We start from the raw sequence: 26,282 nt of genomic DNA, 5'->3' as shown, positions 1-26,282 counted from the left end.
CGTGTGTCGAGGCGGTCGTCGCAGCCCGGCAATACGGCGCAAATTCCTTTTCGATCAGGAGATACATCATGTCCCACACCATTCTCGTGACCGGCGCGACCGGGAACATCGGGCGCGAACTCGTCGCGCAACTGAAGGCGGCCGGCGCGAATGTGATCGCCAGTTCGAACAGCGGCAGGGCGGTCGAAGGCGTCGAAACGCGTCGCGCGGATCTCGCCGACGCCGCGAGCCTGCCGCATGCGTTCGAGGGCATCGACACACTGTTCCTGCTGCTGCCGTTGCAGGCCGACATGGTGGTGCTGGCCGGCAATGCGGTCGCGGCGGCGAGGGCGGCCGGGGTCACGCATATCGTCCGCTCGTCGGGCGCGGGTGCCGATGCCGCGTCGGCGGTCGCGATCGGGCGCGTGCAAGGCGAGATCGACCGGCTCGTGATGGAGTCGGGCATCGCATACACGATCACGCGGCCCAACTGCTTCATGCAGAACTTCGTGACGTACTACGCGGGCATGGTTCGCGACGGCGCGCTGTATCTGCCGCAGGGCGACGGGAAGGTGTCGTTCGTCGACGTGCGCGACATCGCCGCCGTCAATGCGACGATCCTGCGGCACCCGGCCGGTCATGCCGGCCGGATCTACGAACTGACGGGCGGCGAAGCACTGTCGAACGCCGATGTGGTCGCGCGGATCGGCACGGCGCTCGGGCGCACTGTCGCGTATGTGCCGGTGACGGACGATGCGGCGATCGAGTCCATGCGCGCCACGGGTGCCGACGCGTGGTCGATCGATACGCTGATGAGCCTGAACCGGATGATCGCGGCCGGCGAGGCGGCGGCCGTCAGCGCCGACGTGCCGGCGCTGCTCGGCCGGGCGCCGATCGCGTTCGAGCGGTTCGTCGAGGATTACGCCGGAAGCTGGCGCTGAGCGGAGGCGACGCCGCGCAGGTGCGGCGGCCTGCGCGGCGGCACGCGCGATGCACGTCGGGTTCGCGCGTTCGGCGCCGTCGATGCATCGCACGATCGATGTGCCGGACGACATCCGGGCAGTGCATGCCGCCGGGTGCGCGTCGCCGTATCAGGCGTCGATTGCCGGCTCCGGAAACACCGGTTCGCCCAGCGTCAGCATCAACCGGTTCGCCCACGCGAAGATCGCGACCGCGTGCGACAGATCGAGAATGTCCTCATGCGTCAGCCCTTCGGCTTCGAGCACGGCGATGTCGGCTGCATCGATCGTATCGGGCCGTTCGGTCAGCGCGATCGCATAACGCACGATCGCGCGTTCGCGTGCCGTCGTGCCGGCCGTTGCCGGATCGTCGAACACCTGCTCGATCGCATCGGTGCGTTTCGCAAGCTGTGCGAAGCGCTGCGCATGAACCGACGCGCAATACACGCAGCCATTCACGCGCGACACGGCCGTGCTGGCCAGTTCGCGCTCCGCGCGCGACAGCCCGCCAGGGCCGTACATGATCGCGTTGAACACGCCCGAGCGCTGCCGCAGGATCTCGGGCAGGTGGACGAGCAGCAGGTAATAGTCGGACGTCTTCGCATGAGGGTGGCTCGCTTCGAGCACCGCAAGCTGATCGGGCGTCGCGGCATCGAGCGAGACGGTGTCGAGCCAGGCGCGCCAGCCGAGCGTGTCGGACGTGAAACCGTGGGCGGCCGTCGTCATGCGGCCTCCTTGGCGGCACGTGCCTGAAGCGCTTGCGCGGCAACCGCGACGCGCAACTGATACGCGACGAACGCGACGAGCTGCGACAGCGCGACGATCGCGGGCGTCGTGAGGCCGGCCGACTTCAGCGCGTCGAGGTCGGACGCGCGTGCGTCGACGGGCGCGTGTGTCAAAAGCCGCGCGTGAGCGAGGATCGCGCCGACGCGCGGGGCGAGCGCGTCGAACGCATCGGCATCGGCGTGCGCGATGTCCTCGGCGGTGCCGCCCGCGTCGAGCAGCCGCGTGCGATACGTCGAGGCCAATGCATGCGCGTTCGATCGCTGCGCGACATACCGCGCCGCGTGCAGTCTTTCGATCAGCGAAAGATCGGGCAACGCCGGATCGAACAGCGCGGCTTCACTCAGCCGCGTATGGAGCAGCACCTTGTCGCGCGCGCGGCGCAGCGCGGTCACCGCATCGCCGTCGCGCAGGCCGGCTACGGCGTCGATCGTATCCGGCGCGGCGGCCGGCGTGATGGATTCAGTCATCGTATCGGTTTCCCTTCGTCGTTTATGTCATCGATGAGCACGCGCTCATGCGTCGGCGTCGCGCCATTCGTCGCCTTGCAGCTCGGCGTTCGCGTACGCGACCAGCGCGTCGTAGTGACGGTCGCGGTCGGTGTCGAACAGCCGGCTCGCAATGCCGTGCGCCAGCCGTTTGGCGCCCGCGCTGATGGCCGGGATATCGCCGGACAGCTTGCCGTGGCTCAGGCTCGCCGCGTGGTTGAAGCAATGGATCTGCGTGACGGCCGGGCACGCACCGGGCTCGCGTTCCTGGAACGCGAATGCGGGGCCGAGATCGGGCGATTCGGCGAGTTCGTCGAGCCATGTGCCCGGTTCCGGTCGATAGCGATCCTTCCAGCGCCGCACGTGCGAGCCGAACGACGCGAATTCCGCGCGCGTCGTCCAGTCCGAATGAAAACCCGTTGCGAAGATCAGGAAGTCGACGGTGTAGCGCCCGCGCGGCGTCGTCACGTCGAGGCCGTCCGCACGTTCGGCGAGCGTCTCGATCGGGCTGCCCGCATGAAAATGCGCGTGCTCGTGGCGCGACACGCGCAGCACGCTGTCGCGCGGCGGCGGCGTTTGCGACGTCGACGCGTAGTGCATGAAGCGCCACTTCGTCGCATCGTCGAGATCGGCGTAGCCGTGCACGAGGCCCGGGCTGCCGATGCCGGTCAGCTTGTTGATGCGCGGAATGTCCGCGCGGCGGAAGAACAGGTCGACGCGCGCAGCGCCGGCTTCGAGCGCGGTGCCCGCATTGTCGAATGCGGATGCGCCCGCGCCGACCACGCCGACGCGCTTGCCCGCGAGCGCCACGAAATCGATCGGCTCGGACGAGTGGGCCCAGCGCGTGCGCGGTGCGCGTCGAGCGACGGGCGGCACGTACGGGCCGCCGAGTCCGTCGCGGCCGGTCGCGAGCACCACGTGCCGCGCGAGCAGCGTCTGCGCTTCGCCGTGGCCGCGCACGTCGAGCGCGAGCAGCCCGTCGTCGCGCGGGCGCAGCGCGACAAGCGTCGTGTCGTTGCGTACCTGCAGGTCGAGCACGCGCCGATACCAGCGCAGGTAGTCCATCCACTGCGTGCGCGGAATCTTGTAGAGCGCATCCCACGCGTCGCGGCCGTATTGCGCTTCGAACCACGCGCGGAACGTCAGCGCGGGCAGGCCGAGCGCGGGGCCCGCGAGCTGCTTCGGCGAGCGCAGCGTCTCCATCCGCGCGAACGTGACCCACGGGCCTTCGTAGCCGGCCGACGCGCGGTCGATCACGCACTGGTTGTCGATGCCGAGCAGGCGCAGTTCGGCGGAGGCCGCGAGCCCCGCCATGCCGCCGCCGACGATCACGACGTCGAGCACGCGCGTACCGTCGGCTTCGCGCGGCGACACCCACGACGGCGCGGGCAGGTCGAGCCAGCGCAGGTCCTGCGCGAGCCGCGCTTCGAGTGCTTCGAGTGAGTCGAGCGGCGTCGTCATGCGGCCTCCGGGCGGGTGCGGCGTGTACGTGTCGTGCGAGGCGGGCGCGGCGCTTGCTCGTTGCGCAGCCGGTCGCCGCGCAGCAGCGCGTCGTGCGCGGCGGCTTCGTGAAAGATCACGTCGTCGAGCAAGGTGCGCGTCGTGCGGTGCAGCGCGTCGAGCAGTGCATCGACGGCGGCCGTGCGCGCCTTGCCGGCCGGCGTCGCGACACCGAATGCGAACGGGATGTCGACGTCGAGCGGGCGTGCGACGACGCCGTCGACCGGCAGCGCGACGCCCGTGGCCGGATCGACGATGCCGATCCCGATGCCCGCGCGCGCGGCCATCACCGCATTCAGCGACGCATTGGTTTCGATGAACACGCGCGCATCGACGCGCGCGGCCGCGAACGCCGCATCGATCCGCTGGCGCAGCCGGTGACGGTTCGCGACCGTCACGATGCGGCGGCGCGCGAGATCGCGCAGCGCGATGCGCGGCTTCGCCGCGAGCGGGTCGCCGGCGGGCAGCACGGCGACGCATGGCGTCTGCGCGATCCAGTGCACGTCGAGCCCCGCGTGCGCCATCGGCAGCGTGACGACACCGATATCCGCCGTGCCGGCCAGCACTTCGTGCACGACGTGCTCGGCCGATTCGCTGCGCAACTGGTAGTGCGGCGCATGCGCGCCGTCGGGCAGCGCGGCGAGCGCGGCCGGCACGAGCGTGGCCGCGAGCGACGGCGTCGCCGCGATGCGCACGGGTTCGGCCGTTTCGTCGCCGAGCGCGCGTGCCCGTGCCTCGATCGCGCGCAGGCCGACCAGCGAGCGCTCGACTTCCTCGTACAGCAGGAATGCGCGCCGCGTCGGCGTCACGCGCGGGCCGTGCCGGTCGAACAGCGCGTAGCCGAGATCGGCTTCGAGTTCCTGGATCTGGCGCGTGACGGCCGGCTGCGAGCGGCCGAGCAGTTCGCCCGCGCCGGTCACGCTGCCGGCCGACATGACCGCGGAAAAAGCTTCGAGTTGATGCAGCTCCATGACGCGTTCCGATGATGCGATTTGCGCATTGTAGGAGTGCGAGCATGCGCGATTCATATAATGATTTTTGCTATCGACAGCGCGAAAACTGCGAAGCGTGCGATCGTCATGACGGTCGAGGGTGCGTGCCTGCGCATCGGCTGCGAGCGGTGCCGCGCGGGAAACGGCAATCGAATCAACGCGATGCGATGCATGCTCGCGCATCGCGCGAGACGCGACATGCGGATGGCCGTTCGCGAGCGTCATCCGCTTCGCGCCGCGCGCGATATCGATATGCGCAAAACTTCGTTGGATCGCCCTGAACCGGATGGTTACATGCCCTCACTCTTTTCGACTGACTGAAGGTGGGGGCGGCATGAACGTTTCGGGGAACGACGCACGCAGCGCATGGCGGCGCGTGCTGGGCACGGTGGCGGCGCTCGCCGCCGCATGGGGCTTGTCGGCGGGCGGCGCGCTCGCGGCGGGCGTGTCGGGCGAGCCGGTGGTGATCGGCGTGAGCGGGCCGCTGACGGGCCAGGACGCGCAATACGGCGAGCAATGGAAGCGCGGCTTCGATCTCGCGCTCGACGAGATCAACGGCAGCGGCGGCATTCACGGCCGGCCGCTCGCGATCGACTTCCAGGACAGCCGCAGCGACCCGCGCCAGGCCGTGGCGATCGCGCAGAAGTTCGTCGCCGATCCGCGCATCGCGATCGAGCTCGGCGATTTCTCGAGCGCGACGTCGATGGCCGCGTCGCCGATCTACCAGCGCGGGCAACTGATCCAGTTCGGCTTCACGAATTCGCACCCGGATTTCACGAAGGGCGGCGATTACCTGTGGAGCACCGCGCTGAGCCAGGCCGAGGAGCAGCCGTTGCTCGCGCGCTACGCGGTGAAGGAACTCGGCTTCAAGCGGATCGCGGTGCTGTATCTGAACACCGACTGGGGCCGCACCAGCAAGGACATCTTCGCGAAGGCGGTGGCCGGGCTCGGCGCGCAGGTCGTCGCGGCCGAAGGCTACCAGCCGGCAGAGAAGGATTTCCGCTCGACGCTCGTGCGGATCGGCGCGTCGAAGCCCGATTCGATCGTGCTGATCTCGTACTACGCGGACGGCGCACAGATCGTGCGGCAGGCGCGCACGTCGGGCGTCACGCTGCCGATCGCGGCGGTCGGCTCCGTGTATTCGCCGAAGTTCCTCGAGCTGGGCGGCGCGGCCGTCGAAGGCGTCTATACGGAATCGAACTTCTTCCCGGCCGAGCCGCGCCCCGAGGTGCAGGCGTTCGTGCAGCGCTATCGCGCGAAATTCCATGCCGATCCCGATTCGTTCGTTGCGCGCGCATACGACGCGCTGATCCTGTCGGCCGAGGTGCTGCGCCGCTACGGCACGACGCGCCAGGCCGCGCACGACGGTTTCGCGAAAGTGAGCGACGTGCCGAGCGTGATCTTCGGCAAGGTGCGCTTCGATCCGCAGACGCGCCGCGTCGCGGGCGCACGCACCGTGTATCTCGTCGTGAAGCAGGGGCAGTGGGCGCTGTGGGACGGCGCGAAGCCGCAGCTCGCCGCGCGCTGATTCGGCACCCGGACGCATCATGATGGCTTCCTGGCTCGACTACACGCTCAACGGCCTCATCGTCGGCAACATCTACGCGCTGCTCGCGGTCGGGCTCGCGCTGATCTTCGGCGTGTCGCACCTGATCAACTTCGCGCACGGCTCGGTCTACATGGTCGGCGCGTTCATCGGCTGGCTGTGCCTGACGCGCTTCGGGCTGCCGCTGCCGGTCGCGCTCGCGGCAGTCGTCGTCGGCTGCGGCGCGCTCGGCATCGCGATCGAGCGGATCGGGCTGCGGCCGCTGCGCCACGCGGCGCGGATCGCGCCGTTGCTCGCGACGATCGGCATCAGCTTCATCCTCGACCAGCTCGCACAGCTCGCATTCGGCGCGGACCCGCGTGCGGTGCCGACGCCGCTGCCCGACTGGCACGTGCGGATCGCCGGCGCGACGCTCGGCTCGCTCGACCTGCTGATCGCGGGCATCGGCATCGCGGCCGCCGCGCTGCTGTACGGCTTCCTGCGTTTTACGCGGCTCGGCTGGGCCGTGCGCGCGACCGCGCAGGATCGCGATGCGGCGCTGCAGATGGGCGTCGACGTCGACCGCGTGAACCAGACCGTGTTCGCGATCGCGTGCGCGCTCGGCGGCGTGAGCGGGCTGCTGGTCGGCATGTACTACAACAGCATCGATCCGGCGATGGGCTTCCAGGCGACGCTGAAGGGCGTGGTCGCGCTCCTGATCGGCGGGCTCGGCAACGTGCCCGGCGCGATCGCGGGCAGCCTGCTGCTCGGCCTCGTCGAAAGCTACGGCGTCGCGCTGTTCGGTACGAGCTATCGCGACCTGTTCGCGTTCGGGTTGCTGATCGTGTTCCTCGTATGGCGCCCGAACGGCTTGTTCAGTGCGAACCGCGCGCTGCCGCCCGAACCGATGACGGGCACCTTCCTCGCGGCCGCGAAAGCCGTGCGCGTGCCGCGCCCGGTGCTCGCCGTGCTGGTCGCGCTCGCGGCCGTACTGCCGTGGCTCGGCGCGTCGCCGTACGTGCTGCAGACGCTGACCAACGCATGGTTGTACGGCCTGCTCGCGCTGAGCCTCACGCTCGTCGCGGGCACGGTCGGGCAGATCTCGCTCGGGCACGCGGCGCTGCTCGTGATCGGCGCGTATGCGTCGGCGCTGCTGTCGTCGGATCTCGGCTGGCCGCCGGCGGTGACGATCCCGTGCGCGGGCGCGATCACGGCCGTGCTCGGCACGCTGCTCGTCTATCCGGCGTTCCGGCTGCGCGGGCACTACGTGTCGATCGCGACGCTCGGCATCGGCGAAGTGGTGAGCCTCGTGATCCTGAACTGGGACGGCCTCACGCGCGGCCCGCTCGGCATCACCGGCATCGCGCCGCTGCCGTGGGCGACGACCGCGCGCGCCGCGTACTGGTTCACGTTCGCGGTGCTCGTCGGGTTCGCACTCGTGCAGGTGCGGCTGCTGCGCTCGCATCTCGGGCGTACGCTGCGCGCCGTGCGCGAGGACGACGTGGCCGCTCGCGCGCACGGCATCGCGCCGAACCGCTACAAGGCGATCGCGTTCGCGGTCGGCGGCGTCGCGGCCGGCGTGGGCGGCGGCATTGCCGCTCACCTGTACAGCTACATCAATCACCAGACCTTCGATTCGCAGGTGTCGATCCTCGCGTTGACGATGGTGATCCTCGGCGGGCTCGGCAACGTGCTCGGCGGCATTGCCGGTGCGGTCGCGCTGATCGGGCTGCCCGAGCTGTTCCGCTGGGCGGCCGACTACCGGATGCTGATCTACGGCGTCGTGCTGCTGCTGCTCGTCCGGTTCCGGCCGCAGGGCCTGCTCGGCACGGTGTGAGGAGGAATGCGATGACCACCCCCCGACCCTTGCTCGACGTGCAGGGCCTGACGCGCCGCTTCGACGGCGTGACCGCGCTCGACGGCGCGAACCTGACGCTTGCCGACGGCGAACTGCTGAGCGTGATCGGGCCGAACGGCGCCGGCAAGTCGACGCTGTTCAACCTGATCGCGGGCGCCGACCGGCCCGATGCCGGCCGCGTGACGTTCGACGGCCGCGACATCACGGGCACGGCGCCCGAACGGCTCGCGGCGCTCGGCATCGCGCGCACGTTCCAGCACGGCCGCGTGTTCGGCAACCTGAGCGTGCTCGACAACGTGCTGATCGGCGCGCATGCGCGGCTGCGCGCGGCCCGGCCCGGCTGGCCCGCGCTCGGCGCGGCGGCCGAAGTCCTGCGCGCGCTCGTGCGGCCCGCATCGGTGCGGCGCGAGGAAGCGGCGCTGCGTGAAGAAGCGCGCACGATCGTCGCCGGGTTCGGCGAACGGCTCACGCCACGCATCGATCATCCGGCGCACAGCCTGTCGTATGCGAACCGGCGGCGCGTGGAGATCGGCCGTGCGCTCGCGCTGCATCCGCGCCTGCTGCTGCTCGACGAACCGACGGCCGGGATGAACGAGACGGAGACGGCCGAGATGCTGCAACTGATCCAGTCGCTGAAGGCGCGCGGCCTGACGATCCTGCTGATCGAGCACAAGCTCGAACTCGTGATGCGCGTGTCCGACCGCGTGATGGTGCTCGACAACGGCGTGAAGATCGCCGAAGGTGCGCCACGCGACGTGCGGCACGATCCGCGCGTGATCGAGGCGTACCTCGGCCGTCGTCATGCGGGCGGTGCTGCCGCGGAGCGCGCGACGCAGGCGGCCGCATGAACACGTTTTCCTCCGGACCCGACACGACCATGACCGACGCGCTGCTGAAACTCGAACACCTCGATACGTTCTACGGGCCGGTGCAGGTGCATTTCGACGTGAACTTCGAAGTCGGCCGCGGGCAGATCGTCAGCCTGCTCGGCGGCAATGCGAGCGGCAAGTCGACGACGATGAAGCTGATTCTCGGGCTGATGCGGCCGCGTCGCGGCGTCGTGCGCTTCGACGGCGACGACGTGACGGCGCTCGCGACGCCGCAGCGCGTGCGGCGCGGGATCGCGGCCGTGCCCGAGGCGCGGCGGCTGTTCGGCGACATGAGCGTGCGCGAGAACCTGCTGATGGGTGCGTACACACGAAGCGATCGCGCGGCGGTGGCTGAAGACTACGAGCGCGTGCTCGACCTGTTTCCGCGCGTGAGGGAGCGGCTCGCGCAGCGCGCGGGCACGCTGTCGGGTGGCGAGCAGCAGATGCTCGCAATGGCGCGCGCGCTGATGGCGCGGCCCAAGCTGATCTGCATGGACGAGCCGACGATGGGGCTGTCGCCGCTCTACGTCGACAAGGTGCTCGAACTGATCGACGCGATCAACAGGCAGGGCGTGACGGTGTTCATGGTCGAGCAGAACGCGAGTCTCGCGCTGGAGATCGCGCACTACGGGTACGTGCTGCAGACGGGGCGCGTCGTGCTCGAAGGGCCCGCGAAGGCGTTGCTCGACGACGAACGCGTGCGCGATGCGTATCTGGGCGGGGAGGCGGTGGCGGTGTAGTCGACGCGGCTCATCGGCGGCCGACGCATGATGACCTGCGGCTCATGAGTTGAAGCAGGCGCCCGATCGACCGTGCACCGGATTCCACCGCCTATACCTGCCTGACACCCATCCCCTGAGCCCGCGGAAACGTCAGCACCACCGCGAACCCGCCCGCATCCGGAAACGCGAACCCGATGCGCCCGCCGTGCGCCTTCATCACTTCCTGCACGATCGCGAGCCCGAGGCCCGACCCCGTGCGCCGCTCGTTGCCGTCCGGCGCGAGCCGCACGAACGGCTGCAACGCGGCGTCCCAGTGCTCGCGCGGAATCCCGCGGCCGTTGTCGGTGACGGTCAGCGTGACCGCGCCGTCGGCATTGCCCGCGGTCGCGACGGATACGACGATGTCGTCCGCATGACCGTGCAGCAGCGCGTTGTGCAGCACGTTCGACAGCGCTTCCTGCAGGCTGATCGCATCGCCGTCGATCCATGCAAGCGGCGCATCGCTCGCGAACGCGACCGCGACATCGCGCTCGCCCGCGAGCGGAATCGTGCGGCCGAGCACGTCCTTCGCGAGCGCGACGAGTTCGACCGGTTGCAGCGGCACGGCCTCGATGCGATGGATCACCATCGCGTGATTGAGCAACTGGCCGGTGAGGCGGCCGACGTCCGCGCTGGTCGCGCGCAGCGCGTCGAGGCGTGCCGCGTGGCGCGCGGGATCGGATTCGCCGTCGAGCAGTTCGATCTGCGCGTCGAGCCGCGCGAGCGGCGTGCGCATCTGGTGCGCGGCGTCGGCGATGAAGCGCTGCATCGCGTTGATGCGTTCGGCCAGGCGGTGTATCAATCCGTTGATCGACCCGATGATCGCGTCGATCTCGCTCGGCGTGTCGAAGGCCACCGGCCGCAGGTCGGCCGGGTCGCGCGCGGCGATGATCATGCCGATCTGCGCGAGCGGGCGCAGGCCGCGCCGGATCGCGAGGCCGCTCGCGCCGATCGCGAGCACGCTCATCAGCAGGATCAGCGTCCATACCTTGATGCTCATGTCGTTCGTAAGCTGCTGGCGCGCGTTGGTTGTCTGCGCAACGGTCACGAGCGCCCAGCCCGGCGTGCTTTCCTCGGGCATGTAGCGCGCGATCGTCGCCGTGCGGATCCGGTGCCCCTGGTAGACGGCGTTCGCGAACGCGGGGCCCTGTTTCGCGGCGGCGAGCGTCGCGGGGCTCGCGAGATCGTTGTAGCCGGCCACGACGACGCCGCGCGAATCGACGACCTTGTAGTAGACGAGGTCGTAGCGCGACAGCGTCGACAGCGCGGCCACCGGCGGATTCAGTGCGAGCACGCCGCCTTGCACGTAGAGGTTCTCCGCGACCTGGATCGACGCGCCGGCGAGCAACTGGTCGTACGCGCGTTCGGCCGCGACGCCCGCGTAGTAGCGCGCGATTGCCGCAAGCGCGAGCGCGCCGGTCGCGACGACGAGCGCGATGAACAGCAGCGTGCGCCCGAACAGCGTCTTCGGGAACCAGTCAATGCGCGGCAATCTGATACCCCATCCCGCGCGCGGTGCGGATCTCGACCGAACTGCCCTGAAGCTTCCTGCGCACGCGCGTCACGTATTGCTCGACCGCGTTCGCGGTCGGCTCGTTGCCGAAGCTGAACAGCTGGTTCAGCAATTCTTCCTTCGAGAAGATGCGCTGCGGGCGGCTCGCGAGGATTTCGAGCAGCGCGAACTCCTGGCGCGACAGCGACAGCGGCTGGCCGTCGAGTTCCGCGAGGCGGCTGCTGCGATCGATCACGAGGCCGCCGAGCGTCAGCACGTCGTTCGCGTGGCCGCTGTTGCGGCGCAGGAGCGCCTGCACCCGTGCATCGAGCTCGCGGTAGTCGAACGGCTTCACCAGATAGTCGTCGGCGCCGAGGCCGAGGCCGCTCACGCGGTCGTCGATCGCCGAGCGCGCGGTGACGAGCAGCACGGGCGTCGTGCTGCCCGACGCGCGCAGGTTGCGCAGCACCGAGAAACCGTCCATGCCGGGCAGGTTCGCATCGAGCACGACGAGGTCGAAACGCTCGACGCGCAGCAGCCCGTTCGCGGTCGCGCCGTCGGTTTCGAGATCGACCGCGTGGCCGAGCCGCGCCAGGCGGCTGCGGATCGCCGCGCCGATTTCGGCATCGTCCTCCACGACGAGAATGCGCATGGTGCCGTTTTGCAGGTGGGTGGATTAGGGGTTTTCCCGGGGCCGGGATGTCAGCATTTTCTCAGACTCGGTCGATAACCTGTGTCGAGCCGGAAGAAGCACGCAAGGACGGCATTAATACCAGAAATATTCAAGGAGACGGCAACATGCAGCAAGTCACGGGCACGACGCACGCGCGGCGCAGCATGCCGCCGGCCCCCGCGTGGCCGTTTGTCGCCCGTCGCACGGCGGCGCGCGCATGACGACGTCGCTGCGCCGCCGCGCATTGATCGCCGCCGGGCTCGGCGTGCTCGCCGCGCCGTCGTTCGTGCGTGCGAAGCCGCGCACCGTGCGGATCTCGAAAGGTTATGGCGTGCTGTACCTGCCGCTGCTCGTGATGGAGAAGCAGCGGCTGTTCGAGCGGTACGCGGCGCGGCACGGCGTGCGCGACGTCGCGGTCGACTGGGTGCTGCTCGACGGCGGCAATTCCGTGAACGACGCGATGATGGCCGGCACGCTCGATTTCGCGGGCGCCGGCGCGCCGGGTTTCATCGAGCTGTGGGCGCGGGCGCGCGGCATTCCGAATGTCGAGGTGATCGGCATCAGCGGGCTGTCGACCACGTCGCTGTCGCTGAACGCGAACCGTCCGGGCCTCACGTCGCTGCGCGACTTCACGCCGTCCGACCGGATCGCGGTGCCTGGCATCCGCACGTCGCTGTCGGCCGTCGTGCTGCAGATGGTCGCGAGCCGGCAGCTCGGCCCCGCGCATTTCGCGCAACTCGATTCGATCACCGTGAACCTGCCGCATCCGCAGGCGATGCAGGCGCTGATCCGCCGCGAGAACGGCGTCACCGCGCACTTCACGTCGCCGCCGTTCTCGACGCTCGAGTTGCGGCAGCCGGGCATCCACCGTGTCGTGAACTCGGTCGACGTGCTCGGCCCGCTGACGCTCGACGTCGTGTTCGCGCCGAAGCGGCTCGTCGATACGGAGCCCGCGCTGGCCGCCGCGTTTCTCGGCGCGCTCGACGAAGCGAACCGCCTGATCGCGCAGGACCCGCGCGCGGCCGCCGCGCTTTATGCGGCGTCGTCGGGCGTCGGCGTGTCGCACGACGACGTGATGCGGATGCTCGCCGCGCCCGACACGCGCTTCTCGGTGCGGCCGAACCAGCTGATGGACTACGTCGAATTCCTGTACCTGGCCGGCACGATCAAGGCGAAGCCGCGCACGTGGCACGAGATGTTCGCGCCGATGCTCGACGACTACCGGGCGGGTTGAGCGCTGCCGACGGCCGACCAACGACATTCATCGAAACATCCCGCGCCCGCGCCTTCGTCGCGCACGGCGCCGATTCAACCGACACGCAACCGTTTCACGTAAGGAGCCCGTAGTGAACGCTACCGAAACCCTGGACCCCGCGTCCGCCGAAGAACAGCGCATCATGTCGAGGATGGCGCGGCGCCTGCTACCCATCCTCGTCGTGATGTTCCTGATCGCGTTCATCGACCGGCAGAACGTCGGCTTCGCGAAGCTGCAGATGGTGCACAGCCTCGGGATGACGGAGGCCGCGTTCGGGCTCGCGTCGTCGCTGTTCTTCATCGGCTACCTGCTGTTCGAGGTGCCGAGCACGCTCGCGCTGCATCGCTACGGCGCACGCGTCTGGCTCGCGCGGATCATGTTGACGTGGGGCCTCATCACCGTGCTGATGGGCTTCACGACGTCGATGCCCGCGTTCTGTTCGCTGCGCTTCCTGCTCGGCATCGCCGAGGCCGGTTTCTATCCGGGCGTGATCTACTATCTGACGCTGTGGTTTCCGCAAAGCTACCGCGCGAAGGTGCTCGGCATCTTCACGCTCGGCAGCGCACTCGCGAACATGCTCGGCTCGCTGGTCGGCGGCGTGCTGCTGAGCCTGAACGGCGTGTGGGGGCTGGCGGGCTGGCAGTGGGTGTTCATCGCAACGGGTATCCCGGCCGTGATCGTCGCGATCGTCGTGTTCCGCGTGTTGCCCGCGTCGTTCCGCGAGGCACCGTTCCTCGACGAGCGCGAGAAGCAGATCGTCGCGGCCGCGCTGGAACGCGAGACGCCCGCGCAGGCCGAGCACGGTCAGCCGTGGAAGGCGCTGCTCGATCCGCGCGTGATGCTGTTCGCGGCGACTTACATGCTGATGTCGACGTCGCTGTACGGCGTCACGTACTGGCTGCCGACGCTCGTGAAATCGTTCGGCGTGTCGAGCAGCATGAACGGCTTCCTGAGCATGCTGCCGTGGGCGCTCGCGGTGCTGCTGCTGGTGTGGCTGCCGGCGAAGCTGCGTCGCGCGAAGAGCATCCTGCGCACGATCGCGATCGTCGCGGCGCTCGGCGCGCTCGGCTTCCTGCTGAGCCTCGTGCTGCCGTCGACGCCGCTGCGCTTCATCGCGCTCGTGCTCGGCGGCGCCTGCATCCCGCTGCTGTATCCGTGCTTCTGGTCGATGCCGCCGCGTTATTTCACCGGCGCGCGGGCGGCGGCGAGCGTCGCGGCGATCAACTCGATCGGCAACCTCGGCGGCTTCTTCAGCCAGAACCTGATGCCGTTCGCCGGCAAGGCGACGGGCACCGCGTTCGGGCCGATGATCGTGCCGATCGTGTGCCTCGCGCTGCTCGGGATCGGCGCGCTGGTCGCGTGGACGCGGTCGGAGCGGGGGATGGTGGCGGCGCGGGTGTGAGGGCGGGTGGCGTCACCGTATCGTCACCTGGTTCCCGACGACCTTGAAGTTGGTCGATACGTGCGCGTTGTTCGACAGCAGGTACTTGAGCGCGTCGATGTCCGGCGCGGTCGTCGAAAAGCGGTTCCCGCCGTCGAATATGAAGTCCCACGTGATGATGCCGCGGCTGTATTCGGGCATGTCCACGTGGATCTCCTTCAGCGACGCAAGCGGATACGCGCGCTCGTGCCAGTCGAACAGGTGCCGCACGTAGAGATGATCCTGCGTCACGATTTCGTAGCGTCGCAGGAACGGCATCGCAACGACGAAGAGCACGGCGGTGAGGATCAGCAACGAGCGGGCCGCGCGCCACGGGACGGCCTTCGATACGCGGCCGCGCGGCTTGGTGCGGTAGCGCTTGCAGGCGGATGGCACGATCATCAACACGCCGAACCACCAGATGATCGCGATGAACCCGAGCGGCACGTTCATGAACGGCACCGAATAGGCGCCGACGAAGCTCGTCGGAAAATCCGGGAGCCGCGCGGTCGACACGAACCCGAGCCCGATGTAGCTGCCGGCCGGATGCGGGATGAACAGGGTCGTCGTCAGCGCCTGCAGCGCGAGCAGGACGGGCCAGCACAGCAGCGACACCGCAAGCCAGCCGGCCGCGACGGCGCACAAGCCGAGTACGTAGGTGAGGAGGGTTTTCATCGTGGTGAAGGGGAGATCCGGTCGGGCGGCGCATCGGCACGTGCAGGGCGGCGACGAATTGTAGCGTCGTGCCGAGGCCGGTGCGGCTGATGTTGCCAAGGGGCGGCGGCACGCGCGCAGGACCGTGCGGCAAATGCGTCGCGATCAGCAGGCTGACGCTTTGCGTATCGTGCTGATGCGCTACCATGCGCTGCATAGGTGGCGTATGGAGCGTGCAATGAAAATGACGATGATGAATATGTTTCGCGATGGCATTGCGCGGCGACGCGTGCAGCGCGAGTTTGTCGCGCGTGGCGTGGCATCGCGCGACGAGGCGCTGCGGACCGGCGAATACATCGATGCTGCGAACGTTCAGGCAGAACTCGAGCGCATGCTGAAAGCCGCCCGGGCGGCGAAGGCAGTCGATTGAGCCTTCGAGACGGCGATATGCGCATCGCGGCGCAAGTCACGATCCTCGCCGTCCGGCGTCAACGAGAAGACGACTACCACTGACCGCGCCAACGACGCGGCGCCACCGCATTCGGCCGGACCTACCCGCGCGAAACCCCGTCCCCGGCATGCGCAACCGCCACCGGCGCGTGCGGCAGCGGAATATCCACCTCGACGGTCGTACCCTCGCCGAGCGTCGTCGTGATCTGCAGCGTGCCGCCGACGAGATACGCGCGCTCGCGCAAACCGACCAGCCCGAACGAGCCCGACTTGCGCGGCGCACCGGGATCGAATCCCGCACCGTCGTCGCGAATCGTCAGCGCGATCGCATCGTCCCTGTGCACGAGGTCGACGTCGGCATTCGACGCGGCCGCGTGCCGCGCGACGTTCGCGAGCGCTTCCTGCGCGATGCGGAACACGGCCGTCGCATACGGTTCGTCGAGCAGCAGCTCGGGCGGGTCGACGTGCAGCGCGCACGTTATCCCGTGACGGTGCCGGAAATCCTCCACGAGCCATTGCATCGCCGCGGCGAAGCCGAGATCGTCGAGCATCAGCGGGCGCAGGTCCGACGCGATGCGCCGCGTCGCGGCCACCGCCCCGCGTGCCATCGTGTGCATCGTCGCGATCTTGCGCGCAAGCATCGCGTCGTCCTGCGGCACGTGATCGATCAGCCATTCGAGATCGTTCTTCAGCGTCGCGAGCGTCTGCGCGAGTTCGTCGTGCAGCTCGCGCGCGATGCGGCGCTGCTCGGCTTCGCGCGCGGTCGCGCTGATCGCGGCGATCTCGCGCAGTTCCTCGCGTGACGCCTGCAGCGCGCGCTCCGCGCGCACGCGTTCCTCGACTTCGCGCCGCAGGTCGCGGTTCGACGCGCTCAGTTGCGCGGTGCGGGCGGCAACACGCTGTTCGAGCCGTTCGTTCGCGTCGTTCAATTGCTCGCTCTTCTGCGCGACGAGCAGATGCTGGTAGCGCGCGCCGGCCAGCGCGCGCACCGTCTGCGCATGCAGCCGGCCGTTCTCGAACAGCATCGCGGACAGCACGACGGCCGACGCGACGAGTCCGTACGCGCGGCCCGCGTAGAAGCCGAGATCGAAGCGCCCGTGATTCAGCATCGACGACAGCGCGATGTCGAACAGCCACGCAACGAGCACGGTCATCACCCACAGGTCGAGTTCCGAATGGTGGCGCCGCTGCCGCCACATCAGCATCAGCGCGAGCAGGTTCAGCCCCCAGACGACCGTGATCGCATACGTCATCGCCGCGGCCATCCGGTTGCCGTGCATGATGCGCGGCAGCAGGTCGTGGCCCGCGGTCGCGAGCACCGCGAGCGCGACCGTCGCACCGACCGCCACGGCGATGCAGAGCGCCACCGGGATCGCCGCGCGGCGCTGCGGGGCCGGGATCGGGCGTGCGCGCGATGCGGTGCGCAGCAGCGCATAGGCGGCGACCGCCAGCGGAAAGCCGCCGTGCCAGAACAGGTAGAGCCACGCGGTGGTCTGTTCGCCGGCGCCGAGCAGGCCGGTCGGCGCGAATAGCCCCGGAAAGGTCAGCATGTGCGTGCCGGCCATGAAGGCTGTAAACAGGTAGCCGCCCGCGAGCACGAGCAGCGATTTCTCGCGCAGGATCGCGTACTGGCCGAGCAGGAGGCCGGCCGTCACCATGTCGTTGACGACGATCGCCGACTGGTACACGGGGATGAACGCCCAGCCCTGCGCGAGCGGCATGCCAGCGAACGGCGCGAGCGCGGCGAAGATCACGGCCGACACGAGCACGGCCGCGAGCGCCAGCCGCCGCTCGCGCCGGCCCGGCGGCAGCGACGACATGAACAGGTGCGACGTGTCGGGATCGGCGTCGTCCGGGGGCGTGGGCGGGAAGCGGAAGGTGGCCGTCATGCGTCGTCGATGCCGGGGGCGAGATCGTGGCGCACCGCGTAGCGGACCAGCGCGGCTTCGTGCGGCAGTTCCATCTTGTCGAGGATCCGTGTCTTGTACGTGCTGACCGTCTTCGCGCTCAGCGCGAGTTCGGATGCGATCTGCGTGACGGTCTGGCCCGCGACGATGCGGTGCATCACGTCGAGCTCACGCGCGGACAGCCGTTCGTGCGGCAGCATGTCGGCCGGCGCGCGCAGCGTGCGCGCGAGGCTTTCGGCCGCCGACCGGCTCACGTAGACGCCGCCCGCCGCGACCTTGCCGACGGCCTCGACGAGCTCGGCGGTCGCGCTGTCCTTCGTCAGGTAGCCGGTTGCACCGGCCTTGAACGCGCGCGCCGCGTACTGCGCCTCGGCGTGCATCGTCAGCACGAGCGTGTGCAGCGACGGCGCGTGGCGCTTGACCAGCCGGATCAGCTCGATGCCGGTCGGCGCAGGCATCGACAGGTCGAGCAGCAGCACGTCGGCGACGGCGCGTTCGGCCAGCGCGAGCGTGGCCGAGCCGTCGCTCGCCTCGCCGACAATGTCGAAACCGCCGGCCATCTCCAGGATGTGACGCAGTCCGTCCCGCATGACTGCGTGATCGTCAGCCAGAATTACCCTGATCATCTTCTAGCGATCCTCTTCGGGATGACGCCGCGAACCCTGCCGTCCGGTTGTCGCCGCGACTGTTCTTCTGACCAATATATTCCGCCGAATCCCAAAACGATACACATCCGGGAAAGTTTCGAGATAGGCGATCTTGGACTGTGTACTGAAACGAAATAATCGACGGGAAAGAACACGGCGTGCGAGACAGGGTATTCCCTGATGCTTGCCGCGCCCGGGGCGGGCCGGCACGGTGTCACGCGAACCGCCCCGCGAACCGTCCTGATTCGGGACTAAACTGGTGCCCGATGCCACCGCGCCAATCGAGGAGCTCCGCGATGATCGACCTTGCCGATATCCTGCCGTCCGCATTGCCCGCCGCCGTCGCCTGGGCCGAAGCGGAGGCGGCGCGCGGGATCGCGCAGGGCGCGCCGCTGACGCCGGCGCAGGCCGACGACGCGCGCAAGGTGGGTGTCGCGCAGCCGGAGCGGATCCGCGTGGTGATCGTCAACCGCATGCCGTTTCCCGAAACGCCGTCGCTGGCCGCGATCACTCGCGACACGGGGCTGCTGTCGCCGGGGACGATCGGGCTCACGCTGGACCATGCGGTGTACGTGCTGCGCGGGCAAGACACGCGGCGCCTGCTGACCCACGAATTCCGTCACGTGTATCAGTACGAGGCCGCCGGATCGATCGGCGCGTTTCTCGCGCGCTATCTGCACGAGATCGCGACGGTCGGGTACCACGACGCGCCGCTCGAGGCCGACGCGCGGCAGTACGAGTTCGATTGACCGCTGACACCGACGCGACCGCGCGCACCTCGCGATGAACGTTCCCCACGCCACTGCCGGCCCGGTGTTCGCACACCGGGCCGCACCGAGTTGGAGCGAGCGATGAGCGACACGATCCACGCATGGATCGGCGCGATCGGCGCGCATCCGCTGCTCGTGCTGGCGATCGTGTTCGTAACCGCCTGCGCCGAGGCGATCGCGCTGGTCGGCACGGTCGTGCCGGCCGGGGCCGTGATGTTCGCGGCCGGCGCGCTGATCGGCGCGGGCGCGCTCGACGGGTGGACGACGATCGGCGTTGCGGCCGTCGGTGCCGTGGTCGGCGACGGGATCAGCTACGAGCTCGGGCGGCACTATCGCGGGATGATCCGCAACGCGTGGGCGCGCTTCGGCTACGCAGCCGCTTACTCGCGTGGCGAGGAGTTCGTGTTGCGCCATGGCATGAAGAGCATCGTGCTCGCGCGCTTCCTCGCGCCGGTGCGCGCGGTCGTGCCGGTCGTCGTCGGCTGCGCGACGCTGCCGCGCCGGTCGTTCTATCCGGTCAACGTGATATCGGCACTCGTGTGGGCGCCCGTGCACATCGCGCCGGGCATCGTGTTCGGCGCGTCGGCCGCGCTGGCCGCGGCGATCAGCGTGCGGGTCGCCGCGATCCTGGTGGTGGTCACCGCGCTGGTCGCGCTGGTGTGGATCGGCGTGCGTGTCGCGCTGCGGCGCGGCTGGCCGCTGCTGCGTCGCGCGCTCGTCGAAGTCGGGCAGGCCTGCGTGCGCCGCTGGCCGCGGTTCGGCGCGCGGCTGCACGACACGATCGCGCGCGTGCGCCGCCTGCCGGGCGCGGTGCCCGTGCTCGCGCTGCTGTTCGTCGGTTGCGTGTGGCTGTTCGCGGGTGTCGTGCAGGATGTCGTCGCGAACGATCCGCTGATGCACGCGGACATCGCGCTGTACGCGTTCCTGCAGAACCTGCGCACGCCGCCCGTCGATGCCGCGATGAGCGCGCTCGCGGTGCTGCACGGGCACGATACGGGGCTGATCGTCGCGGCCGCGTTTCTCGTCTGGCTGATGATTCATCGCTGCTGGCTGACAGCCGCGTGGTGGCTCGCGACGGTCGGCATCGCCGTCGTGCTCGTGCCGGCGTTCGGTGCGGGCGTGCCCGGCGCGACGCCCGCGAGCCTCCCGCCCGGCGCGCTGCACGTGCCGCTGCCCGATGCCGAAGCAGTGTTCGCGATGCTCGCGAGCAGCGGGCTCGGCTGGGTGCTGACGCGCGACCGGCCCGCGCTGTGGCGCATCCCGGTCGTGACGGCGGTCGTGCTGTGGATCGTGCTCGGCGGCTTCGCACGGCTGTATGTGGGCGACACGTGGCTGTCGGGTTTGCTCGGCGGCTGGAGCCTCGGGCTGGCGTGGTTCGCCGTGCTCGCCGGCGCCTATGCCTACTGGCGCGTGCGCGAGCATGTGCAGCCGAGGGGCGCGCTCGTCGCGGTCGTCGTGGTGCTCGCGACGGCCGGCGTATGGACGGTTCCCGCGCAATGGCAGCTCGACCGTGCGTCGCGCCCGCATGTCGGCGACGTGGTCGCGATGACCGTCGACCAGTGGATGCGCGGCGGGTGGCAGCGCGTGCCGACGCGGCGTACCGAGATCGGCGGCGATCGCGAGGAATATCTGCCGCTGCAATGGAGCGCGACGTCGGACACGCTCGATCGCCATCTCTCGCAGGCCGGCTGGCAGCGTGCGACGCCGTGGTCGCCGGCGACCGCGCTGCGCTGGCTGTCGCCGCAGGCGCCGGCCGACACGCTGCCGGTGCTGCCGCGCTACACGCACGGGGAAAGCACGCGCCGCGTGTTCGTCCGCGTCGATCCGGGCCGCCCGGAAAGCCGCCTCGTGCTGCGGCTGTGGCGTTATCCGTACGTGTTGCAGGATGCGGTCGGGATGCGGCCGTTGTGGTACGGCGCGCTGTACCGCGAGGCGCTGCACCGGCCGGCGCGGCTGATGACGATCGTGCATACGACGACGATCGACGATGCGGCGGCGATCGCGCAGGCGCTGGCGGTCGAGCCGACGATCGAGCATCCGCCGGCGGGGATGACTGCGGCGCCGGCCGAGATGCTGCTCGTGTGGATGGTCAGGCCGTGAGCGGGCCGGCGGGCGGTGTGCCGCTCACGCGTGCGCCGGCTGCGCGGGGACGACGGACAGGCGCAGGCCGACCGTCTTGAGCACCGCGAGCAGGGTTTTCAGCGTCGGGTTGCCGTTGGGCGACAGCGTGCGATACAGCGATTCGCGGCTGATGCCGGCTTCGGCCGCGACGGCGCCGAGCCCGCCGTACGCTTCCGCGACCGTGCGCAGCGCGAGCAGGCCGGCCGCGCGGTTGTCGGGATCGTCGAGCGATTCCATTGCGACGCGCAGATAGGCCACCGCGAGTTCGCGATCGGCGCCGAGTTCGGCGACTTCCGCGTCGTGGTGCGATACCGCGCCTTTGAGCTTGTTCACATTTGCCTCCGTTTCCAGTTCGACCAGTGTTCCTTTGCGCGCCTGATGTCGTCGGGTTGACTGCCCTTGTCGCCGCCGGACAGCAGCAGCACCAATGCGCCGCCGTGCCGGCCGAAGTACACGCGATAGCCGGCGCCGACATGGATGCGCAGTTCGATCACACCTTCGCCGACAGGCACGCAATCGCCGAAGTTGCCCGTCTGCACGCGGCGCAGGCGTTCGCGAATCCGTGCCTGGGCGAGTTTGTCGCGCACGGCGTTCAGCCATTCGGTGAAAGGCTCGCGACCGTCGTCGCGCTGATAGCGAAGCAGTTCGAACTTGGATAGCATTGTAACTTATAAGCTACAAGAAGGGTGAAGGAAACGAGGCGGCCATGCGGCCTGCCACGGGCGGTGTGAACGGGGTGCGAAGCACGCGTTGCCGGTCGTCGGATCGAGACGGCATGCAACGCGACGGCGCCGCGGCCGGAGCGCATGCGGTGCCTTCATGGTTCGGGGTTTCAGGCAGCGAAGCCGGCTTTCCGGACGACGATCATTCTTTCATCCGGTGCGTAGGGCGGCGATTCGGCCGAATGGCCGGTGTCGATGGCGCGATGACGAGGCACGCGCCGCGGACGGGGTGTCGGGAGGGAATGAGGGGAACTGCCAACCTGCCGGCGTCGGCGCGTTGCGCGCCTGTCATGCCGGCAGGTCTTTCCGCATTACTGCTTCGCCGCCTCGGTAGTCGCGACCTTGTCGAGTGCGGCCGGAATATACGTGTCGAGCTGCGCGGTCACCGATTCGTAGAAGTCGATCGGCTTGCCCCACGCGTCGGGCACGTCGACGTGCTTTCCGGACGCATAGTCGGCGAGCGTGAACACCTTGCCGGCCGCCGACGGATAGAGCGCGAGCACCTTCTCCTTGTGCTTGTCGGTCATCGTCAGGATCACGTCGGAATGCTTGACGTCGTTCGCATTCAGTTGCACCGCGCGGTGCGCGGACGTGTCGATGCCGCGCCGCTTCATCAGGATCACGCCGTTTTCCTCGGGCTTTTCGTCGTACGGATCCTCGTCGACCGCGCGCGAAATCACCGCGACATGCGCGTGGCGCTGCGCGATCAACTGGCCCGCGATCGCTTCGGCCATCACGCTGCGCCCGGTGTTGCCGGTGTCGACGAACGCGACCTTCTTCGGTTCGTCGGCGAATGCCGACGTCGCACACTGGATGCCGACGCAGCAGAGCAGCGCAAGCGCGTTGAGGGTGTGGCTTTTTTTCATTGATGTCTCCGCCAGGGTGGGGTGATGGCGCCGCGGCATCGCGCCGAGGCTTGCCGGAGATCATGACGGCCGTGTGCGACGGAAAAAAATAAACGACCGGTTTTTGCAAGACGATGTCGCTTCGTTGCAAGCGGGCACGGTGGCGGCGCATGCATCGTGAGGCGACGCGGCGGCGAGCGCCTGTCGAGCTTCTCGCAGGCGTTCAAGCGCTGGTATGGCGTGCCGCCGGGCGCGTATCGCAGCGGCGTGCAGCGGGACGGCAGCCGTCGATGAATCGCGGTACGATCGATTGCATTCCCGCCGACATCCCCTTCACGAGAGAACCCCGCATGATCACGCTTCGCCCGATGACCGACGACGATTTTCCGCGCTTCTGGCCGACCTACCGCGCCATCGTCGCTGCTCAGGAAACCTATGCATTCGATCCCGCGCCGACGCCCGAAGCGGCCCGCGCACTGTGGCTCGGTGCGCCGCTCTGCACGTGGATCGCCGAAGAGGACGGCGTGGTGCTCGGCTCGTACTACCTGAAGGCGAACGCGGCCGGCCCCGGCAATCACGTGTGCAACTGCGGCTACATGGTGAGCGACGCCGCGCGTGGCCGCGGCGTCGCGCGCCTGATGTGCGAGCACTCGCAGCAGGTCGCGCGCGAGCGCGGTTTCCTCGCGATGCAGTTCAACTCGGTGGTCGCGACGAACGAGGTCGCGGTCGCGCTGTGGCAGAAGCTGGGGTTCGAGATCGTCGGCCGCCTGCCGCGCGCGTACCGTCACGCTCGGCTCGGGTTCGTCGATTGCTTCGTGATGTTCAAGTGGCTCGGCGACGCGGCGGCCGCCGAAGCCTGAGTACGCCGCCGCTTCGTCAGATGGCGAACGCGCCGTCGAACACGATCCGCTCGTCGAGCGCGAGCGCGCCGCGCGCGAAGATCAGGTCGAGATGATGGCTGCCGTTTTCGCCGCCGCCGAGCCCGAGATGCAGGCCCGGATGGCGCTCCTCGAATCCCGCGTTGCGGCCGTACAACCCGCGGATCCCGAGGTTCGTGCCGATGCCGAATTCCTCGATCCGCCGGTGATTCGCGTGCCGGTCGAGATAGGTTGCGAAATCGCGCCGGAAGCCCGCGTCGTCGCTGTCGAAATCGACGATCGTGCTGTTCTCGACCCGCAGCGTCGCGAGCCGCTCGGCCACCTTGTACTTGATCGCGAACGGCACGGTGCCGAGAAACGTGCCGCTGAACACGACCGAGCCGTTCAGGTCGGTGACGTGTGTCGCGATCTCGCCGGGCACGACGTCGAGATTGCCCATGCCATCGACGCTCGTCCATTTCTGGTCCGGCGCGAGCGAGCCTGTCAGCGTGTTGCCGGCTTCGTCGATGAAGCGGATCTGCGACGAACGTGCGGCCGCGTCGATCAGCCGGCCGTTGCGTGCGGCGATGTCGTCGAGCGATTCGGCGAACGCCTCGTCGAGATGCGGGCCGTAATCCTTGAATAAAACCGACTTGCTCCAGTGCTCGACGATCGCTGGGCGGATCGCGGCGAGGAACGGCGGCCCGCTCGGCGACGGCGTCGGCAGGCACGACGAGTCGTACAGCAGCACGAACAGGTCGGCGCGATCGAGCGCGGCGGCGATGTCGGCGGGCGGGGTGGTTTCGAGGCAGAGGGTGGTCGCGTCGAGCGAATCGGGCAGGGCGGCAAACGCGCGCAACGCGACGTCGCGGTTGCGGGTGTCATGGCCGACCAGCAGTTTTCCCGACTCGCCGCGCGCAAGCTTGTCGCGCAGTGCGGGGTGAAAGCCGAGTGCGCGGTGCAGGTTCAGCATGCGTGTCTCCGGAAGCGGCGGAAGGGCCCGCGGCCCTTCCGCGAGAACGGGTGGCCCGCTCAGACCGGCCAGAGCGCGGTGCCGAACGGCACCACGGCGTCCTCGACCATCATGTCGACGGCCTCGGGGTGCGTGTCTTCCTGCATCCAGTCAAGCAATTCGATCTGCTGGGTGTCCTGCATGTCAATTCTCCTGTGGTGAACATGAGTGATTCAACATGAAAGCGCGGCATAAAACATTGCCGCCACTCGTTCAGCATTTCGTGAATGCCGGACGAGTGGCGTCGATATTAGTCTGACGATTTTGCGAATGCAATGCGTTGCACGAATTTTAGCCGGAGCGTGCTAAACAACGAGTATTTGCGATTCATGCATCGAAAAAGCCGGATAAAACGCATGATGGATTCGACGCTATTTTCCGGTGGAATGGAATCCTGATCGATGAAATACGATCGACGATTTTTTATTCGGCAAATCAATTGCCCGGATTATTGTGATTGACGTAATTCACGGAAACCGCATGCGTGATCGTCAGGCGTTCGACTCCGCCAATCGGTGGCGGCACGCAGTCGGTGTGCATGCGCGCGTTATCCGAGCAGCGCCTTGCCGATCGTTTTGGCCGGTTCGGATCGCAGCACCAGCGAAGTCGTGACCGCGCCGAAACGGGCAATCGCGTCGACGAGGGTCTCCAGCTGGCCCGGTGTCGGCACCAGCACCTTCAGCAGAAAACAATCCTCTCCGGTCAAGCGGTGGACTTCGATGACGTGCGGCATTTCGGCAAACGCGCGCAGGGCGGGTTTGATGTGTTCGTGCGTCGTTTTCAGCCGGATGATGGCCATCATGCCCAACCCCAGCGCCGCCGGATCGATCCGTGCGCCATAGCCGGCGATGATGCCGCGTTCTTCCAGCCGCTTGACCCGCTCCGAGGTGGCGGGCTGCGACAGCCCGATACGCCGGCCCACTTCCGACAGCGGCGTCCGCGCGTTTTCCTGCAGCGCTTCGAGGATCGCAAGATCCAGGCGATCCAGTGCTTCTTCCGGCATGACGGTCCTCCGGTACCGTTGATTCATCGGCATTTTGTCTCAATAACCGATGACTTGCCATTCCGCGCGCGTTGCCGGCAGGTCAGACTGCCAACTCCTGTATTCATGGAGGCGGGGATGGAACAAACGATCGTCATCGTGCCGGGCATCGGCAACTCGGGAGCGGATCATTGGCAGAGTCATTGGGAGGCGACGCTTCCCGGTGTCACGCGCATGACGCCGGCTTCATGGGACGCGCCCGACCTGACCGACTGGATTGCGGCGCTGGACGAGGCCGTCGCGAAAGCCGCGGCGCCGCCACTGGTGATTTGTCACTCCCTCGGTTGCTTGTTGTTCGCGCATTGGCATGCCGCTTCGACGCGCAGCTTGCGCGGTGCGTTTCTCGTCGCGGTGCCCGATCCGGGCGGCCCGCATTTTCCCGTCGCTGCAAAGGCGTTCGCGAATTTGCCGACCGGTGATTTCAACGGCTTGCCGGTTCTGGCGATCGCCAGTTCGGATGACCCGTACGACCCGTCGGGGAGAGGGATTGCATGGGCGAGCGCGTACGGCGCGACGCCGCTTCTGCTCGGCGCGCGTGGTCATATGAACGCGGCCGCGGGGTTGGGGGAATGGCGCGAAGGCGGTGCGTTGCTCGCGGCCTTTACTGCCGGATTGGGCGGATAGTGCACGCAAGTGGCCGGTGTGCTCCCGAGCGTGTCGTTGCCGCATGGAAGAACCGGAAGCGCGTCGCGATCGTCGCC

28 protein-coding genes are annotated in these 26,282 nt (G+C 68.5%); 13 read left to right on the top strand and 15 right to left on the bottom strand.

The window, feature by feature from the left end:
* Nucleotides 1–68 precede the first annotated feature (68 nt).
* The gene (locus R9B84_RS31580) at nt 69–920 is read left to right on the top strand and encodes an NmrA family NAD(P)-binding protein (protein ID WP_423761370.1); all 852 of its coding nucleotides are present in this window, start codon (nt 69–71) and stop codon (nt 918–920) included.
* Nucleotides 921–1,070: 150 nt separating this feature from the next.
* On the opposite strand, the gene R9B84_RS31575 is transcribed toward R9B84_RS31580, so the two are convergent.
* From R9B84_RS31575 to R9B84_RS31560, 4 genes are read right to left on the bottom strand one after another with little or no spacing between them, the layout of a single operon-like run.
* Complete coding sequence (locus tag R9B84_RS31575) at nt 1,071–1,664, bottom strand: peroxidase-related enzyme (protein ID WP_423761369.1); 594 nt, start codon at nt 1,662–1,664, stop codon at nt 1,071–1,073.
* Nucleotides 1,661–2,191, bottom strand: a complete 531-nt coding sequence (locus R9B84_RS31570; RefSeq protein ID WP_423761368.1) for a CMD domain-containing protein — start codon at nt 2,189–2,191, stop codon at nt 1,661–1,663. The genes R9B84_RS31575 and R9B84_RS31570 overlap by 4 nt, the downstream gene beginning before the upstream one ends.
* Nucleotides 2,192–2,236: 45 nt before the next feature.
* Entirely contained in the window at nt 2,237–3,670 is a 1,434-nt protein-coding gene (locus R9B84_RS31565; protein WP_423761367.1) for an NAD(P)-binding domain-containing protein, read from the bottom strand.
* A complete protein-coding gene (locus R9B84_RS31560) occupies nt 3,667–4,680 on the bottom strand; it encodes a LysR substrate-binding domain-containing protein (RefSeq protein ID WP_423761366.1) in 1,014 nt (337 codons plus the stop codon). Before R9B84_RS31560 ends, R9B84_RS31565 begins: the two co-directional genes overlap by 4 nt.
* A gap of 60 nt (nt 4,681–4,740) precedes the next feature.
* Here R9B84_RS31560 and R9B84_RS31555 point away from each other — a divergent pair, with 60 nt between their 5' ends.
* The 5 genes from R9B84_RS31555 to R9B84_RS31535 are packed head-to-tail and all read left to right on the top strand — an operon-like array spanning nt 4,741 to nt 9,693.
* Nucleotides 4,741–5,022, top strand: coding sequence for a hypothetical protein (locus R9B84_RS31555; RefSeq protein WP_423761365.1), 282 nt, complete (start codon nt 4,741–4,743; stop codon nt 5,020–5,022).
* Nucleotides 5,023–5,035: 13 nt separating this feature from the next.
* Nucleotides 5,036–6,229: an ABC transporter substrate-binding protein gene (locus R9B84_RS31550; protein WP_423761364.1), complete on the top strand. Its 1,194-nt coding sequence runs from the start codon at nt 5,036–5,038 to the stop codon at nt 6,227–6,229.
* Between the two features lie 22 nt (nt 6,230–6,251).
* Nucleotides 6,252–8,063, top strand: a complete 1,812-nt coding sequence (locus R9B84_RS31545) for an ABC transporter permease (protein WP_423763521.1) — start codon at nt 6,252–6,254, stop codon at nt 8,061–8,063.
* 11 nt (nt 8,064–8,074) lie between these two features.
* Entirely contained in the window at nt 8,075–8,932 is an 858-nt protein-coding gene (locus R9B84_RS31540; RefSeq protein ID WP_423761363.1) for an ABC transporter ATP-binding protein, read from the top strand.
* Nucleotides 8,929–9,693 carry an ABC transporter ATP-binding protein gene (locus tag R9B84_RS31535; protein WP_423761362.1) on the top strand — a complete coding sequence of 255 codons (765 nt, stop codon included), beginning with the start codon at nt 8,929–8,931 and terminating at the stop codon, nt 9,691–9,693. The genes R9B84_RS31540 and R9B84_RS31535 overlap by 4 nt, the downstream gene beginning before the upstream one ends.
* Before the next feature lie 91 nt (nt 9,694–9,784).
* Here R9B84_RS31535 and R9B84_RS31530 read toward each other — a convergent pair whose 3' ends face one another.
* Nucleotides 9,785–11,206, bottom strand: coding sequence for a sensor histidine kinase (locus R9B84_RS31530; RefSeq protein WP_423761361.1), 1,422 nt, complete (start codon nt 11,204–11,206; stop codon nt 9,785–9,787).
* The gene (locus R9B84_RS31525; protein ID WP_034182068.1) at nt 11,193–11,858 is read right to left on the bottom strand and encodes a response regulator transcription factor; all 666 of its coding nucleotides are present in this window, start codon (nt 11,856–11,858) and stop codon (nt 11,193–11,195) included. The genes R9B84_RS31530 and R9B84_RS31525 overlap by 14 nt, the downstream gene beginning before the upstream one ends.
* Before the next feature lie 238 nt (nt 11,859–12,096).
* On the opposite strand from R9B84_RS31525, the gene R9B84_RS31520 reads away from it, so the two are divergent.
* On the top strand, nt 12,097–13,113 hold the full coding sequence (locus tag R9B84_RS31520) for an ABC transporter substrate-binding protein (RefSeq protein ID WP_423761360.1): 1,017 nt from the start codon (nt 12,097–12,099) through the stop codon (nt 13,111–13,113).
* Between the two features lie 112 nt (nt 13,114–13,225).
* The gene (locus R9B84_RS31515; protein ID WP_423761359.1) at nt 13,226–14,536 is read left to right on the top strand and encodes an MFS transporter; all 1,311 of its coding nucleotides are present in this window, start codon (nt 13,226–13,228) and stop codon (nt 14,534–14,536) included.
* 12 nt (nt 14,537–14,548) lie between these two features.
* On the opposite strand, the gene R9B84_RS31510 is transcribed toward R9B84_RS31515, so the two are convergent.
* Nucleotides 14,549–15,229: a hypothetical protein gene (locus R9B84_RS31510; RefSeq protein ID WP_423761358.1), complete on the bottom strand. Its 681-nt coding sequence runs from the start codon at nt 15,227–15,229 to the stop codon at nt 14,549–14,551.
* Nucleotides 15,230–15,362: 133 nt separating this feature from the next.
* Here R9B84_RS31510 and R9B84_RS31505 point away from each other — a divergent pair, with 133 nt between their 5' ends.
* A complete protein-coding gene (locus tag R9B84_RS31505; protein ID WP_423761357.1) occupies nt 15,363–15,638 on the top strand; it encodes a prevent-host-death protein in 276 nt (91 codons plus the stop codon).
* A gap of 121 nt (nt 15,639–15,759) precedes the next feature.
* On the opposite strand, the gene R9B84_RS31500 is transcribed toward R9B84_RS31505, so the two are convergent.
* Both R9B84_RS31500 and R9B84_RS31495 read right to left on the bottom strand, forming a co-directional pair.
* Nucleotides 15,760–17,547: an MASE4 domain-containing protein gene (locus R9B84_RS31500; protein WP_423761356.1), complete on the bottom strand. Its 1,788-nt coding sequence runs from the start codon at nt 17,545–17,547 to the stop codon at nt 15,760–15,762.
* Nucleotides 17,544–18,191: a response regulator gene (locus R9B84_RS31495; protein ID WP_423761355.1), complete on the bottom strand. Its 648-nt coding sequence runs from the start codon at nt 18,189–18,191 to the stop codon at nt 17,544–17,546. Before R9B84_RS31495 ends, R9B84_RS31500 begins: the two co-directional genes overlap by 4 nt.
* 317 nt (nt 18,192–18,508) lie before the next feature.
* On the opposite strand from R9B84_RS31495, the gene R9B84_RS31490 reads away from it, so the two are divergent.
* Together R9B84_RS31490 and R9B84_RS31485 are read left to right on the top strand one after the other, a co-directional pair.
* Nucleotides 18,509–18,961: a hypothetical protein gene (locus tag R9B84_RS31490; RefSeq protein WP_423761354.1), complete on the top strand. Its 453-nt coding sequence runs from the start codon at nt 18,509–18,511 to the stop codon at nt 18,959–18,961.
* A 102-nt stretch (nt 18,962–19,063) separates the two neighbouring features.
* Nucleotides 19,064–21,082 carry an LssY C-terminal domain-containing protein gene (locus tag R9B84_RS31485; RefSeq protein ID WP_423761353.1) on the top strand — a complete coding sequence of 673 codons (2,019 nt, stop codon included), beginning with the start codon at nt 19,064–19,066 and terminating at the stop codon, nt 21,080–21,082.
* A 24-nt stretch (nt 21,083–21,106) separates the two neighbouring features.
* Here R9B84_RS31485 and R9B84_RS31480 read toward each other — a convergent pair whose 3' ends face one another.
* The 3 genes from R9B84_RS31480 to R9B84_RS31470 form a co-directional block, all read right to left on the bottom strand.
* Nucleotides 21,107–21,436, bottom strand: coding sequence for a DNA-binding protein (locus tag R9B84_RS31480; protein WP_047901651.1), 330 nt, complete (start codon nt 21,434–21,436; stop codon nt 21,107–21,109).
* The gene (locus R9B84_RS31475) at nt 21,433–21,765 is read right to left on the bottom strand and encodes a type II toxin-antitoxin system RelE/ParE family toxin (RefSeq protein WP_423761352.1); all 333 of its coding nucleotides are present in this window, start codon (nt 21,763–21,765) and stop codon (nt 21,433–21,435) included. Before R9B84_RS31475 ends, R9B84_RS31480 begins: the two co-directional genes overlap by 4 nt.
* Before the next feature lie 371 nt (nt 21,766–22,136).
* Nucleotides 22,137–22,691, bottom strand: coding sequence for a protein tyrosine phosphatase (locus R9B84_RS31470; protein WP_423761351.1), 555 nt, complete (start codon nt 22,689–22,691; stop codon nt 22,137–22,139).
* Between the two features lie 329 nt (nt 22,692–23,020).
* On the opposite strand from R9B84_RS31470, the gene R9B84_RS31465 reads away from it, so the two are divergent.
* Nucleotides 23,021–23,530, top strand: coding sequence for a GNAT family N-acetyltransferase (locus tag R9B84_RS31465; RefSeq protein ID WP_423761350.1), 510 nt, complete (start codon nt 23,021–23,023; stop codon nt 23,528–23,530).
* Between the two features lie 16 nt (nt 23,531–23,546).
* Here R9B84_RS31465 and R9B84_RS31460 read toward each other — a convergent pair whose 3' ends face one another.
* From R9B84_RS31460 to R9B84_RS31450, 3 genes are all read right to left on the bottom strand, one after another.
* The gene (locus tag R9B84_RS31460; RefSeq protein WP_423761349.1) at nt 23,547–24,500 is read right to left on the bottom strand and encodes a leucyl aminopeptidase; all 954 of its coding nucleotides are present in this window, start codon (nt 24,498–24,500) and stop codon (nt 23,547–23,549) included.
* 59 nt (nt 24,501–24,559) lie between these two features.
* The gene (locus R9B84_RS31455; RefSeq protein ID WP_006766865.1) at nt 24,560–24,682 is read right to left on the bottom strand and encodes a hypothetical protein; all 123 of its coding nucleotides are present in this window, start codon (nt 24,680–24,682) and stop codon (nt 24,560–24,562) included.
* Nucleotides 24,683–25,086: 404 nt separating this feature from the next.
* Nucleotides 25,087–25,542: an Lrp/AsnC family transcriptional regulator gene (locus R9B84_RS31450; RefSeq protein WP_423761348.1), complete on the bottom strand. Its 456-nt coding sequence runs from the start codon at nt 25,540–25,542 to the stop codon at nt 25,087–25,089.
* Between the two features lie 117 nt (nt 25,543–25,659).
* Between R9B84_RS31450 and R9B84_RS31445 the strand changes: the two genes are divergently transcribed.
* Nucleotides 25,660–26,205: an RBBP9/YdeN family alpha/beta hydrolase gene (locus R9B84_RS31445; RefSeq protein WP_423761347.1), complete on the top strand. Its 546-nt coding sequence runs from the start codon at nt 25,660–25,662 to the stop codon at nt 26,203–26,205.
* Nucleotides 26,206–26,282: the final 77 nt, after the last annotated feature.

The organism is Burkholderia sp. NLJ2 (assembly GCF_049487195.1).
GTDB lineage: Bacteria > Pseudomonadota > Gammaproteobacteria > Burkholderiales > Burkholderiaceae > Burkholderia > Burkholderia pyrrocinia.
Note: the sequence above shows the minus strand (reverse complement) of the source record. Positions and strands in the feature narration are given on the sequence as shown.